Genomic DNA, 13,202 nt, shown 5'->3' with positions numbered 1-13,202 from the left:
ATTTGTTTAAATGTTAACATAACAGAGTTGTTAAATAAGTCGATTAACTTCGTAATTAACAACAAAAAAATAAAATTAATTGTTGACATTGTCAACGGTTGATGATATTATAACTAAGTCGCTAACGCAATGAAGTTACAATTTGAAACTTCAAAAAATTCAAAAACACAAAAAAAGTTGTTGACACTAACAACTAAACGTGATATACTGAATGAGTTGCTAAAGCAACAAAGTTTAGACCTTTGAAAACTGAACAAAGTAAGACGAACCAAACGTGTAGGATGTTATCTTTTAGTAAGATAACAACACAAAAATTTTTATCAGTTTTATATTAAAACTGTATAGTGAAGTAATTCGCTAGCAATCATTAATGAGCTAAAGACTTCGGTCTTAATCATAACTTTTATTGAGAGTTTGATCCTGGCTCAGGACGAACGCTGGCGGCGTGCCTAATACATGCAAGTCGAACGCTTCTTCGAAAGGTGCTTGCACCTTTTATATAAGAAGAGTGGCGGACGGGTGAGTAACACGTGGGTAACCTACCCTTCAGCGGGGGATAACACTTGGAAACAGGTGCTAATACCGCATAATTGGTTTTGCCGCATGGCAGAACTATGAAAGACGCTTTCGGGTGTCACTGAAGGATGGACCCGCGCCGCATTAGTTAGTTGGTGAGGTAATGGCTCACCAAGACGATGATGCGTAGCCGACCTGAGAGGGTGATCGGCCACACTGGGACTGAGACACGGCCCAGACTCCTACGGGAGGCAGCAGTAGGGAATCTTCGGCAATGGACGAAAGTCTGACCGAGCAACGCCGCGTGAGTGAAGAAGGTTTTCGGATCGTAAAACTCTGTTGTTAGAGAAGAACAAGTGGGAGAGTAACTGTTCCCACCTTGACGGTATCTAACCAGAAAGCCACGGCTAACTACGTGCCAGCAGCCGCGGTAATACGTAGGTGGCAAGCGTTGTCCGGATTTATTGGGCGTAAAGCGAGCGCAGGTGGTTCTTTAAGTCTGATGTGAAAGCCCCCGGCTCAACCGGGGAGGGTCATTGGAAACTGGAGAACTTGAGTGCAGAAGAGGAGAGTGGAATTCCATGTGTAGCGGTGAAATGCGTAGATATATGGAGGAACACCAGTGGCGAAGGCGACTCTCTGGTCTGTAACTGACACTGAGGCTCGAAAGCGTGGGGAGCAAACAGGATTAGATACCCTGGTAGTCCACGCCGTAAACGATGAGTGCTAAGTGTTGGAGGGTTTCCGCCCTTCAGTGCTGCAGTTAACGCATTAAGCACTCCGCCTGGGGAGTACGGTCGCAAGACTGAAACTCAAAGGAATTGACGGGGGCCCGCACAAGCGGTGGAGCATGTGGTTTAATTCGAAGCAACGCGAAGAACCTTACCAGGTCTTGACATCCTTTGACCACTCTAGAGATAGAGCTTTCCCTTCGGGGACAAAGTGACAGGTGGTGCATGGTTGTCGTCAGCTCGTGTCGTGAGATGTTGGGTTAAGTCCCGCAACGAGCGCAACCCCTATTGTTAGTTGCCATCATTAAGTTGGGCACTCTAGCGAGACTGCCGGTGATAAACCGGAGGAAGGTGGGGATGACGTCAAATCATCATGCCCCTTATGACCTGGGCTACACACGTGCTACAATGGATGGTACAACGAGTCGCAAGGTCGCGAGGCCAAGCTAATCTCTTAAAGCCATTCTCAGTTCGGATTGTAGGCTGCAACTCGCCTACATGAAGCCGGAATCGCTAGTAATCGCGGATCAGAACGCCGCGGTGAATACGTTCCCGGGCCTTGTACACACCGCCCGTCACACCACGAGAGTTTGTAACACCCGAAGTCGGTGAGGTAACCTTTTGGAGCCAGCCGCCTAAGGTGGGATAGATGATTGGGGTGAAGTCGTAACAAGGTAGCCGTATCGGAAGGTGCGGCTGGATCACCTCCTTTCTAAGGAATATAACGGAATCCTACAGGTAAGTCACTTTGTTCAGTTTTGAGAGGTCTACTCTTAAAACTTAGGGGCCTTAGCTCAGCTGGGAGAGCGCCTGCTTTGCACGCAGGAGGTCAGCGGTTCGATCCCGCTAGGCTCCATTGATAACGAAAGTTATCAACTAATTTGTTCATTGAAAACTGGATAGTTAAAGATATAATTAATCAAAACAAACCGAGAACACCGCGTTGATGATAAGTACATTAGTACTATTCATAAGAGTTTTTAAACAAAGTTCAAAACGCTGTTTAAAGGATTGATGGAGCATGTATCGCTACATGTGGAAGTCAAAAATCTAACAACATTGTTAGTAAATTAGGTTAAGTTAATAAGGGCGCACGGTGGATGCCTTGGCACTAGAAGACGATGAAGGACGGGACTAACTCCGATATGCTTTGGGGAGCTGTAAGTAAGCTATGATCCAGAGATTTCCGAATGGGGAAACCCGGCAGCTGTCATAGGCTGTCATCATATACTGAATACATAGGTATATGAGGTGAGACGCAGAGAACTGAAACATCTAAGTACCTGCAGGAAGAGAAAGAAAATTCGATTACCTTAGTAGCGGCGAGCGAAACGGTAAGAGCCCAAACCAAGAAGCTTGCTTCTTGGGGTTGTAGGACTCAAATATGGTAGTTGTGATGGATAGTCGAATCGACCTGGAAAGGTCAGCCGTAGTGGGTAAAAGCCCCGTAGGCGAAATTGATCACACACCTATGAGTATCCTGAGTACGGCGGAACACGAGAAATTCCGTCGGAATCCGCGGGGACCATCCCGCAAGGCTAAATACTCTCTAGTGACCGATAGTGAACCAGTACCGTGAGGGAAAGGTGAAAAGCACCCCGGGAGGGGAGTGAAATAGATCCTGAAACCGTGTGCCTACAACAAGTCAAAGCCCGTTAATGGGTGATGGCGTGCCTTTTGTAGAATGAACCGGCGAGTTACGATAGCATGCGAGGTTAAGATGAAGAGTCGGAGCCGTAGCGAAAGCGAGTCTGAATAGGGCGCTTGAGTATGTTGTCGTAGACCCGAAACCATGTGATCTACCCATGGCCAGGTTGAAGGTGCGGTAAAACGCACTGGAGGACCGAACCCACGTACGTTGAAAAGTGCGGGGATGAGCTGTGGGTAGCGGAGAAATTCCAATCGAACTTGGAGATAGCTGGTTCTCTCCGAAATAGCTTTAGGGCTAGCCTCGGATTAAGAATGATGGAGGTAGAGCCACTGTTTGGACTAGGGGCCCATATCGGGTTACCGAATTCAGATAAACTCCGAATGCCATCCATTCATATCCGGGAGTCAGACTGCGAGTGATAAGATCCGTAGTCGAAAGGGAAACAGCCCAGACCACCAGCTAAGGTCCCAAAATATATGTTAAGTGGAAAAGGATGTGGGGTTGCACAGACAACTAGGATGTTGGCTTAGAAGCAGCCACCATTTAAAGAGTGCGTAATAGCTCACTAGTCGAGTGACCCTGCGCCGAAAATGTACCGGGGCTAAACATATTACCGAAGCTGTGGAATGTACTTTTGTACATTGGTAGGAGAGCGTTCTAAGGGCGTTGAAGGTAGATCGTGAGGACTACTGGAGCGCTTAGAAGTGAGAATGCCGGTATGAGTAGCGAAAGACAGGTGAGAATCCTGTCCACCGTATGACTAAGGTTTCCTGGGGAAGGCTCGTCCTCCCAGGGTTAGTCGGGACCTAAGCCGAGGCCGATAGGCGTAGGCGATGGACAACAGGTTGATATTCCTGTACCAGTAGTATTTGTTTGACCAATGGAGGGACGCAGTAGGCTAAGAAATCCACACGACTGGAAGTGTGTGGCCAAGCAACAAGTCTTGATGTGAGTAAAATGCTTACGTCTTCAAGGACAAGTTGTGATGGGGAGGGAAATAAAGTACCGAAGTTTCTGATGTCACACTGCCAAGAAAAGCTTCTAGTTAGAATACAACTGCCCGTACCGCAAACCGACACAGGTAGTCGAGGCGAGTAGCCTAAGGTGAGCGAGCGAACTCTCGTTAAGGAACTCGGCAAAATGACCCCGTAACTTCGGGAGAAGGGGTGCTGGTCTCCGGACCAGCCGCAGTGAATAGGCCCAAGCGACTGTTTATCAAAAACACAGGTCTCTGCAAAATCGAAAGATGACGTATAGGGGCTGACGCCTGCCCGGTGCTGGAAGGTTAAGAGGATGGGTTAGCTTTATGCGAAGCTCAGAATTGAAGCCCCAGTAAACGGCGGCCGTAACTATAACGGTCCTAAGGTAGCGAAATTCCTTGTCGGGTAAGTTCCGACCCGCACGAAAGGCGTAACGATTTGGGCACTGTCTCAACGAGAGACTCGGTGAAATTTTAGTACCTGTGAAGATGCAGGTTACCCGCGACAGGACGGAAAGACCCCATGGAGCTTTACTGTAGTTTGATATTGAATGTTTGTGACACATGTACAGGATAGGTAGGAGCCGTAGAGCTCGGTACGCTAGTATCGAAGGAGGCGTTGGTGGGATACTACCCTTGTGTTATGACCATTCTAACCCGCGCCACTTATCGTGGCGGGAGACAGTGTCAGATGGGCAGTTTGACTGGGGCGGTCGCCTCCTAAAGAGTAACGGAGGCGCTCAAAGGTTCCCTCAGAATGGTTGGAAATCATTCGCAGAGTGCAAAGGCATAAGGGAGCTTGACTGCGAGACCTACAAGTCGAGCAGGGTCGAAAGACGGACTTAGTGATCCGGTGGTTCCGCATGGAAGGGCCATCGCTCAACGGATAAAAGCTACCCTGGGGATAACAGGCTTATCTCCCCCAAGAGTCCACATCGACGGGGAGGTTTGGCACCTCGATGTCGGCTCGTCGCATCCTGGGGCTGTAGTCGGTCCCAAGGGTTGGGCTGTTCGCCCATTAAAGCGGCACGCGAGCTGGGTTCAGAACGTCGTGAGACAGTTCGGTCCCTATCCGTCGCGGGCGTAGGAAATTTGAGAGGAGCTGTCCTTAGTACGAGAGGACCGGGATGGACACACCGCTGGTGTACCAGTTGTTCTGCCAAGGGCATTGCTGGGTAGCTACGTGTGGACGGGATAAACGCTGAAAGCATCTAAGCGTGAAGCCCCCCTCAAGATGAGATTTCCCATTTCTTCGGAAAGTAAGACCCCTGAGAGACGATCAGGTAGATAGGCTAGGAGTGGAAGTACAGTGATGTATGGAGCGGACTAGTACTAATCGGTCGAGGACTTAACCAAGAATTTAAACGTAGGATCAAGGAATGTTTTGATTAAGCTTTAACATCCAGTTTTGAGTGAGCAATTACTCAATTTAATAGATATCTAAGAGTGTGGTGATGATGGCAAGAAGGATACACCTGTTCCCATGCCGAACACAGAAGTTAAGCTTCTTAGCGCCGATGGTAGTTGGGGGTTTCCCCCTGTGAGAGTAGGACGTCGCCACGCTTAGATATTATTAATATCCCATGGAGGTTTAGCTCAGCTGGGAGAGCATCTGCCTTACAAGCAGAGGGTCAGCGGTTCGATCCCGTTAACCTCCATATGACTCGTTAGCTCAGTTGGTAGAGCATCTGACTTTTAATCAGAGGGTCACTGGTTCGAGCCCAGTACGGGTCATCATTTATATGCGGGTGTGGCGGAATTGGCAGACGCACTAGATTTAGGATCTAGCGCCTAACGGCGTGGGGGTTCAAGTCCCTTCACCCGCATTTATTAGCCGGCTTAGCTCAGTTGGTAGAGCATCTGATTTGTAATCAGAGGGTCGAGGGTTCAACTCCTTTAGCCGGCATTTTGAGAGTGAAACTCTCTTTTTTTCTTTAGATTGCGGAAGTAGTTCAGTGGTAGAACATCACCTTGCCAAGGTGGGGGTCGCGGGTTCGAACCCCGTCTTCCGCTTTTGTTATCTTAATAACAAAAGTATTATAAGACCAGTTGTAATACGCCGGGGTGGCGGAACTGGCAGACGCACAGGACTTAAAATCCTGCGGTGAGTAATCACCGTACCGGTTCGATTCCGGTCCTCGGCATTTTTTAAATATTATTTGCACCCATAGCTCAATTGGATAGAGTACCTGACTACGAATCAGGCGGTTAGAGGTTCGACTCCTCTTGGGTGCATTTTTTTTTGGTAACGGGAAGTAGCTCAGCTTGGTAGAGCACTTGGTTTGGGACCAAGGGGTCGCAGGTTCGAATCCTGTCTTCCCGATAAAAATTAATTAAAAGAGATAAGACTTCTGTCTTATCTCTTTTTTTCATATTTAAGAAGAGAATGCTGGCCGCTTTTTCTTTACTTATAAATCAGGAATTTAGTATAATAGGTTTAAGGTCAAAAATAGTCAAAAAGTTAGGAGGCTAATTTTATGGATAATCAAAATATATCCGACTTAATTGAGGAATATATCAAAGAAATTTTGGTGGAGAAAGATAAAATTGAAATAAAAAGAGCAGAAATCGCCTCACAATTTAGCTGTGTACCTTCCCAAATCAATTATGTTATTAAGACACGTTTTACTGTTGCTCAAGGTTATAATGTTGAGAGCAAGCGTGGTGGCGGAGGGTATATTAGAATAAAAAAAATCACCTTAAATCATCATGGTGATATTTTAACAGAGTTAGAAAATGTGGTAGGTAATAAATTAACACAGCACGATGCGACAGCTATCCTGCAGCAATTATATAACTATGATATTATTAATAAAAGAGAAGGCGCTTTGCTGCATAGTTTAATGTCTAGCGAGATACTACAGGCAGATTTTAGAGAAAAAGAAGATATGATTAGAGCTAACATGATTAAAATAATTATAGAACGACTTCGTTATGAGGAGAAGGAGTAAATTATATGATGGATGAAGTGTTTACAGATAAAGCCAAACAAGTATTATTAATTGCGCAAGAAGAGGCTCAAAGTTTTAAGCATCAATCAGTTGGCACAGAGCATTTGTTGAGTGCATTGATTAATGAGCAAGGTGGTATAGCCGGGAAGATATTACGTCAATCTGGTTTAAGTAAGGATTACGTAAGAGCAGAAATTGAAACTATTATTGGTTATGGTAATCATAAAGCAGGTACTACACCGATGTATTTACCTTATTCACCTAGAGCTAAGAAAGTACTAGCTTATGCTAGTGATGAATCTAAGCGATTAGGTGCACCTTGTATTGGTACAGAACATATTTTACTAGGTTTATTGCGTGAAGAAGAAATTTTAGCAGTGAGAATTTTGAAAAATTTTGGTTTAGATATTGCTAAAACAAGACAATATACATTGAAAAAAATTGGTGTATCAGAATCTAAAACTAGTAAAATTGGTCAGAAAAAAGGTGGTACCCAAAGACAAGCTCAAATGCCACAAGAAGGGACGCCTACATTAGATATGTTGGCTAGAGATTTAACAAGATTAGCTTATGATAGCAAAATGGATCCTGTAGTAGGACGTAGCAAGGAAATTGAACGTTTGATTCAAATTCTAAGTCGACGTACTAAAAACAATCCAATTCTTGTAGGTGAGCCAGGTGTGGGAAAAACCGCAATTGCTGAAGGTTTGGCACAAAAAATTGTTTCTGGAGAAGTGCCAGATGATATGGTAGGGAAACGCTTAATGATGCTTGATATGGGGTCGCTTGTAGCAGGGACTAAATATCGTGGTGAATTTGAAGATCGCATGAAAAAAATCATAGAAGAAATTTATCATGATGGACAAGTTATCTTATTTATTGATGAATTACATACCTTAATCGGTGCTGGGGGAGCTGAAGGAGCAATAGATGCTTCTAATATATTGAAGCCTGCTTTGGCTAGAGGTGAGATTCAAACTGTCGGAGCAACAACACTAGATGAGTATCAAAAATATATTGAAAAAGATGCTGCCTTAGAAAGACGTTTTGCTAAAATACTTGTTGAAGAACCTAGTGAAGAAGAGGCCGTTGAAATTTTAATTGGCTTACGGGAATATTATGAAAGGCACCATCAAGTGGCTATTAGTGAAGAGGCTGTTGAGGCTGCTGTCCATTTGTCGACGCGTTATATGACAGAACGTCAATTACCAGACAAAGCAATTGACTTAATTGATGAGGCTAGTGCTAAAGTTCGTTTGGCTAAAGCCAATAAAGTGTCGAAACGTACAAAAATGCGTCAGAAATATGAAGAAATATTAAGAGAAAAAGAAGTCGCCTTACATGAACAAGATTTTGAATTGGCAGCTGATTTACGTAGAAAAGAAAAGTTGCAAGTAAAGAAAATTGAAAAATATGAAGAAGAATTAGCAATCCGTGAGTCTAGTTATGAGTTGGAAGTGAGTGCAGAAGATATTGCGGAGATTGTCTCTCAAACAACTAACATCCCCCTAAGACAATTAGAGAAAAAAGAAAGCGAGCGTCTTATTAATCTAGAAGATGAGTTGCATAAACGTGTGATTGGACAAAAAGAGGCTGTTAGTGCAGTTGCTCGTGCAACCCGTCGTGCACGTAGTGGATTGAAAGATCCTAAACGTCCAATTGGTTCCTTTATGTTCTTAGGTCCAACAGGTGTTGGGAAGACTGAGCTTGCTAAAGCGTTAGCTGAATCTGTTTTTGGTTCAGAGGAGGCCCTTGTTCGGGTTGATATGTCTGAATTTATGGAAAAACATGCAACAAGCCGTTTAATTGGTTCCCCTCCAGGCTATGTTGGTTATGATGAGGGTGGTCAATTGACTGAAAAAATTCGTCAAAAACCATATTCGGTTATCTTGTTAGATGAAGTTGAAAAAGCACACCCAGACATCTTTAATATCTTGTTGCAAGTGTTAGATGATGGTTATTTGACAGATACTAAGGGACGTAAGGTAGATTTTAGAAATACGATTATTATTTTGACATCTAATATTGGAGCAACTGCTTTAAAAGAGGAAAAATCGGTTGGATTTAATGCTAAAAATATTCAAACTGACCATAAAGCGATGTCTTCTAAAATTTTAGAAGAACTAAAAAAAGCTTTCAAACCAGAATTTCTTAACCGGATAGATGAAACAATTGTGTTTCATTCCTTGGATCAAAAAGAATTACGTGAAATAGTAAAAATTTTAAGTAAGTCATTAGTTAGTCGCTTACAAGTACAAAATATTAGTCTTAAATTTACTGTGGCAGCCTTAGATATTATTGCTCAAGAAGGATTTGACCCAGAGTATGGGGCACGCCCAATTAAAAGAGCCCTGCAAAAAGAAGTAGAGGATCGTCTAAGCGAAGCATTACTTCTAGGTCAAATATCAAGGGGTGATACCGTCACGATTGGCTCTAGTAAAGGTAAGATAAACGTTACGGTATCTGAAAAAACACTTGAAAATACAGTGGAAAAAGGTTAGTATTTAAGGTGTAAATAACGAATAATACAATATAAGTTGGTAGGTGCAAAACCAAAGCTCCTACCAGCTTTTTGCGTATTTTTAAGCCCGTTTAACCGATTGAATTTAATAGGAGGTTTTTTTATGAATAAAATTGAAATCACATCAACAGTCGAATCAGTTGCCCAAGCTAGAGAATTACTTGCTTGTGGGGTTGATAATATTTATTTTGGTGATGAAGCATTTGGCTTACGCCTGCCTGGGTACTTTTCAAGAGCAGAACAAAAAGAATTAGTAGAATTAGCTCATTCTTATAATAAAAAAGCAACGATAGCAGTTAATGGTATAATGCATCCTGAAAAAATGACGTTGATTCCAGAATATCTGACATTTCTAGTCGATATTGGGGTTGACCAAATTACAGTGGGTGATACAGGAGTTATTTATGTTTTACAGAAGGAAAAGTTAGCACTTCCTTTTATTTATGATGCCCATACTTTAGTTACCAGTGCCCGTCAAATTAATTTTTGGGGAAAAAGAGGAGCAATTGGCGGGGTTATTGCCAGAGAAGTACCTTATTTAGAATTAGTTGATATGACGAAACAGTTAGATATTTTCGGTGAGATATTAGTTTATGGAGCAACATGTATTCATCAATCTAAACGACCGTTAGTTGAAAATTTCTTTTCCTATATTAAAAGTGAGGATGATACAAGTAAGGAACGTGGCTTGTTTTTATCTGAGCCTAAAAAAGAAGAAACGCATTATTCTGTCTATGAAGATAGTCACGGCACTCATATTTTTGCCGACAGTGATGTTAACTTGATGACAGAATTAGACAAACTATTTGAACTTGGATTGACTCATTGGAAATTAGATGGAATATATACGCCAGGTAGTAAGCTAGTTGATATTGCCAAACTATTTGTCCAAGCAGCCCGTATTTTAGAAGCTGATGAGTGGACGCTTGAGGTAGCAAATCAGTTGTTAGAAAAAGTAATAGTACTACATCCACAAGAACGTAGTTTAGATACCGGGTTCTTTTTGATGGATCCAGATGAAGTGAAATAAGGAGGAACTAAGATCATGAAAAAAATATTAAAACGTCCAGAGGTTTTAGCTCCAGCTGGAACTTTAGAAAAATTAAAAACAGCGATACACTATGGTGCTGATGCGGTATATATTGGTGGAGATGCATATGGTTTAAGGAGTCGTGCGGGTAATTTTAGCTTTGAGGAAATGGCCGAAGGTGTGGCTTTTGCTAAAGAGTATGATGCTAAAGTTTATGTAGCAGCCAACATGGTTACTCATGAAGGGGACGAACAAGGCGCAGGTGATTTTTTTAGAAAATTACGGGAAATCGGCATTAATGCTGTGATTGTCTCAGATCCTGCTTTGATTGAAATTTGTGCTATGGAAGCTCCAGGATTACCAATTCATTTATCAACGCAAGCCTCTGCTACTAATTATGAAACATTAGAATTTTGGAAAAATGAAGGATTGGAACGTGTCGTGTTAGCCCGTGAAGTCTCAATGGAAGAAGTAGCAGCCATTCGTAATAATACTGATATTGAAATTGAAGCCTTTATTCATGGGGCTATGTGTATTTCTTATTCAGGTCGTTGCACATTATCTAATCATATGTCAAAACGTGATGCTAACCGTGGAGGTTGTTCACAATCTTGTCGCTGGAAGTATGATTTATTTGATATGCCATATGCTGGTGAGCATCGCTCTTTATTAACTTCCGGTGAAATTGAAGATGAGCCATTTTCTATGAGTGCCGTTGATATGTCTATGATAGAACATATTCCAGATTTAATTCAAAACGGTGTGGATAGTTTTAAAATTGAAGGTCGTATGAAATCAATTCATTATGTTTCAACAGTTGCTAACGTGTATAAAAAAGCAGTGGATAGCTACATGGCAGACCCTGAAAATTATGAATGCAAGCAAGAATGGATTGATGAACTTTGGAAGGTTGCCCAACGTGAGTTAGCCACGGGTTTTTATTATCAAACGCCAACTGAAGAAAAGCAGTTATTTGGTGAACGCCGTAAAATTCCTGTATATAAATTTGTAGGTGAAGTGATGTCTTATGATGAAACAACAGGTATGGCGACTATTCGTCAACGAAATCATTTTAGAGTAGGTGATGAAATTGAATTTTATGGTCCTGGATTCCAACACTTTGAGAAAAAAGTTGAAAAAATGTGGAATGAAGAGGGTGAAATGATTGAAAAAGCACCTAATCCAATGATGATTCTAACAATGCCAGTTAATCAACCAGTTAAAACAGGTGATATGATTCGTAAAAAAAAATAGGTACAAAAGTCCAGTGTTAGACTGGGCTTTTTTTATAAACAGATTAATTGCTTTATGACGAACATTTTACGTATAATTTAGGAGAGTATGTAGAAAGGAGTATCTTATGGAAAAATTTGATTATATTGTAATAGGTGGGGGAAGTGGTGGTATTGCTACTGCTAATCGTGCGGGTATGCATGGAGCTAAAGTACTATTAATTGAAGGGCAACATCTAGGTGGAACTTGTGTAAATGTTGGATGTGTTCCCAAAAAAGTGATGTGGAATGCGGCACAACTTAGAGAAAATTTATTGTTGGATGCCTCAAGTTATGGCATAGATGTGTCATTAGAAAAGTTTGAATTTAGTCAACTTGTTAACAATAGAGAAGCTTATATTGAACGCTTAAGGGGGCTGTACGATTCAGGTTTAGCATCTAATGGCGTGACTGTAGTTAGAGGATATGCACGTTTTACGTCCAATGATATCATTGAAGTAAACAACCAAACTTTTACAGCAGAGCATATTGTAATTGCAACTGGTGGACAATCTAAGCTTCCTGATATACCTGGTAAAGAATTAGGAATAGATTCCAATGGATTCTTTGACTTAACAGAATTGCCTAAACGAGTGGCAGTTGTCGGGGCAGGTTATATTGCTGTTGAATTAGCGGGTGTGTTGAATGGTTTAGGTTCGGATACTCATTTAGCTTACCGTAAAGCAATGCCTTTACGTAGTTTTGATCAGACAATTGTAGAAGCGATGGTGTCTATCTATGAACAAGAAGGTATTAAGATGTACCCTAACTCAACTCCTCAAGCAGTTGAAAAGTTAGCAGATGGTACTCTTAAGTTAAGCTTTGAAAATGGTCAATCCTTAGAAGTAGATCAAGTTATTTGGGCGATTGGGCGTAAACCGAATATTGAGGCAATTAATTTAGAGCAGACGAGTGTTAAGCTAACTGATAAGGGTTACTTAAGGGTAGATGATTATCAGGAAACTGATCAAAAAGGAGTCTACGCTATTGGTGATATCACAGGTAAAGCAGAATTAACACCAGTTGCTATTGCTGCAGGGCGACGTCTTGCAGATCGTTTATTTAATGGTCAGACAGATGCTAAGGTGGATTACAATAACATCCCTACAGTGGTCTTTACCCATCCGCCAATTGGTACAGTTGGCTTAACAGAATCGGCAGCTCGTGAGCTGCATGATGACACTCAGCTAACAATTTATACTTCCCAGTTCAACCCAATGCAATATGCCTTACAGGAAAGAAAAGTGAAAGCCACAGTTAAATTAATCTGTTTAGGTAAAGAAGAACGGATTATTGGGTTGCATGGTATTGGTATAGGCATGGATGAACTGTTACAAGGGTTTGCTGTTGCTATTAAAATGGGAGCAACTAAACATGATTTTGACACAACCATCGCGATTCATCCCACAGCGGCAGAAGAGTTTGTCACCTTGCGTTAAATCAGAAGTTAATCCAAATAATTATCAGCAAGGACGGTTTACTTTTAGTTATTATGGATTATAATAGTTAGGTAATAATAATAATTATTATATAGATAAAAATTGAATAGAGG

5 protein-coding genes, 9 tRNA genes and 3 rRNA genes are annotated in these 13,202 nt (G+C 42.0%); all 17 read left to right on the top strand.

From position 1 onward, the window contains the following. The first annotated feature begins 402 nt into the window (after positions 1 to 402). The 17 genes from OL234_RS10375 to gorA all read left to right on the top strand — a co-directional run bounded on the left by OL234_RS10375 (position 403) and on the right by gorA (position 13,089). A 16S ribosomal RNA gene (locus tag OL234_RS10375) occupies positions 403 to 1,959 on the top strand. A 71-nt stretch (positions 1,960 to 2,030) separates the two neighbouring features. Next, positions 2,031 to 2,103: transfer RNA gene (locus OL234_RS10370), tRNA-Ala, on the top strand. Positions 2,104 to 2,320: 217 nt separating this feature from the next. Next, positions 2,321 to 5,233 (top strand): 23S ribosomal RNA (locus OL234_RS10365). Between the two features lie 91 nt (positions 5,234 to 5,324). Further along, a 5S ribosomal RNA gene (gene rrf, locus OL234_RS10360) occupies positions 5,325 to 5,440 on the top strand. Together the 16S, 23S and 5S rRNA genes with 9 tRNA genes alongside form the textbook arrangement of a ribosomal RNA operon. 22 nt (positions 5,441 to 5,462) lie before the next feature. Then, positions 5,463 to 5,535: transfer RNA gene (locus tag OL234_RS10355), tRNA-Val, on the top strand. A 3-nt stretch (positions 5,536 to 5,538) separates the two neighbouring features. Further along, positions 5,539 to 5,611, top strand: a tRNA-Lys gene (locus OL234_RS10350). A 10-nt stretch (positions 5,612 to 5,621) separates the two neighbouring features. Continuing rightward, a tRNA-Leu gene (locus tag OL234_RS10345) sits at positions 5,622 to 5,703 on the top strand. 7 nt (positions 5,704 to 5,710) lie between these two features. Next, positions 5,711 to 5,783, top strand: a tRNA-Thr gene (locus OL234_RS10340). A gap of 35 nt (positions 5,784 to 5,818) precedes the next feature. Beyond that, a tRNA-Gly gene (locus OL234_RS10335) sits at positions 5,819 to 5,890 on the top strand. Positions 5,891 to 5,935: 45 nt separating this feature from the next. Further along, positions 5,936 to 6,021 (top strand) — tRNA-Leu (locus OL234_RS10330). Between the two features lie 17 nt (positions 6,022 to 6,038). Then, positions 6,039 to 6,112 (top strand) — tRNA-Arg (locus OL234_RS10325). A 14-nt stretch (positions 6,113 to 6,126) separates the two neighbouring features. Then, positions 6,127 to 6,200, top strand: a tRNA-Pro gene (locus OL234_RS10320). Between the two features lie 154 nt (positions 6,201 to 6,354). Further along, a complete protein-coding gene (locus OL234_RS10315) occupies positions 6,355 to 6,828 on the top strand; it encodes a CtsR family transcriptional regulator (RefSeq protein ID WP_275469115.1) in 474 nt (157 codons plus the stop codon). An 8-nt stretch (positions 6,829 to 6,836) separates the two neighbouring features. Continuing rightward, positions 6,837 to 9,329, top strand: coding sequence for an ATP-dependent Clp protease ATP-binding subunit (locus OL234_RS10310; protein ID WP_275470154.1), 2,493 nt, complete (start codon positions 6,837 to 6,839; stop codon positions 9,327 to 9,329). Between the two features lie 123 nt (positions 9,330 to 9,452). Beyond that, on the top strand, positions 9,453 to 10,379 hold the full coding sequence (locus OL234_RS10305) for a peptidase U32 family protein (RefSeq protein WP_275469114.1): 927 nt from the start codon (positions 9,453 to 9,455) through the stop codon (positions 10,377 to 10,379). Between the two features lie 15 nt (positions 10,380 to 10,394). Then, positions 10,395 to 11,633, top strand: coding sequence for a peptidase U32 family protein (locus tag OL234_RS10300; RefSeq protein WP_275469113.1), 1,239 nt, complete (start codon positions 10,395 to 10,397; stop codon positions 11,631 to 11,633). 106 nt (positions 11,634 to 11,739) lie between these two features. Continuing rightward, positions 11,740 to 13,089 (top strand): glutathione-disulfide reductase, encoded by a 1,350-nt coding sequence (gorA, locus tag OL234_RS10295; RefSeq protein WP_275469112.1) that lies wholly within the window; start codon positions 11,740 to 11,742, stop codon positions 13,087 to 13,089. The last annotated feature ends 113 nt before the right edge of the window (positions 13,090 to 13,202 follow it).

Origin of the sequence: Vagococcus intermedius (assembly GCF_029144185.1) — a bacterium.
Taxonomy (GTDB): Bacteria; Bacillota; Bacilli; order Lactobacillales; family Vagococcaceae; genus Vagococcus_D; species Vagococcus_D intermedius.
Note: the sequence above shows the minus strand (reverse complement) of the source record. Positions and strands in the feature narration are given on the sequence as shown.